The following is a 1,251-nucleotide window of genomic DNA, read 5'->3' on the forward strand; positions in this document are numbered from 1 at the left end:
TGGACTTGGCTCGATCTGCTCAATGAGACAAGGCAGGATCAGGAAACCTTGCTGCGTATAATGCTGCGCTATCAGCGCGGTTCCGACATTTATCTTGCTGCCGATTACAAGCAAGTCATGTCCACACTCGGCCAGCTCGAAACCAAAATGCGTTTGTTAGAAATGCTGGCTACAGCATGGCCGGATTATCATGGCCGCGAACGATTTTTCCTGCGCGACTGGCTCGTCAAAAAAACAGATCAACGCACCGTCATAGTCCAGCATTCCGGCCGCTATGCCGAACTGTCTGACGGCTGGATCTCGGCATTGTATGCTGTCGCCGTTTCTACCGTGACGGATAGCAATCTTCTGCCCGACGATCCGTTCCGGCGGATTTGGTTCTTCCTCGATGAATGGGGGCAACTGCCTGCCATTAAAGATTTCGAGCGCTTCGTCACCCTTGGACGATCGAAAGGCGTTTGTGCCGTACTCGGCTTGCAGGATCTTTCACAGATCGCAAAAAATTACGGGCAAGAGGTGTTAGAAGTGTTGATGGCTTCTGTCGGCACAAAGATCATCACGCGCATCAATCTCGGACCCACTGCCGAACGCATGGAACGTGATCTCGGCGAAACGACCTATTACGAATATCGCCGTGAGACACAGCCCACAGGCGGTGTAAAATGGCAAAAGGAAACAAGGCGCGAGAGCCCGGTTGTTCGCTCCGAGTTCAGCTCCGAATTGGGTGTCGATGCAAAAGGCGTGAAAGCCTTTGTCACAGGAATCGGCAAGAGCGTTTATCTGGTTCATTTCCCTTTCCCTGATGGAAAGTCTGCGCACAGAGATTCCAACAAACCGGCAAAGTGGACATACACATTCGAGCCAATGGGTACGTTCACAAATGAAGCCGACATTGACGCTTATGTAAAAGACGTCTTGAAGAAATCTCCACCCGCCCGGGCTGTCCCGCCTAAGCAAGAAAAGCAGCCTGTCGAATCTATCGACAAGGCAGGAGATCAGCAGGAGTTGTCGCTGGAAAAGGCATATGAGCAGGCCGTCAAGGAAGCTCAAGACCGCACGAAAGTACCGGCCGACAAAGTGTCGGCCGGTAATGAGTCAGAGCAAGTCGATCTGTTTGGACAGTATCGATAAACGTTAAACGTTGGGCGCGTTCTCTTCCGCAGCCCTTGCATCGATCCAAGGCAGATTAATTACCTCACCTTGTCGATTTTTAACGACGAGCAGCTTGGGGTTATACGCGTACAAGCCGTT

General features: G+C 51.7%; 1 protein-coding gene. It reads left to right on the forward strand.

Annotation, left to right across the window (positions count from 1 at the left end; all coding sequences use genetic code 11):
• Positions 1-1,131, forward strand: a 1,131-nt coding sequence (locus JNC80_RS20075) for a type IV secretion system DNA-binding domain-containing protein (protein ID WP_376711412.1), incomplete at its 5' end; no start/stop codon positions are given.
• Positions 1,132-1,251 lie beyond the last annotated feature (120 nt).

Origin of the sequence: Pseudochrobactrum lubricantis (genome assembly GCF_041929865.1) — a bacterium.
In the GTDB taxonomy this organism is placed as follows: Bacteria; Pseudomonadota; Alphaproteobacteria; order Rhizobiales; family Rhizobiaceae; genus Pseudochrobactrum; species Pseudochrobactrum saccharolyticum.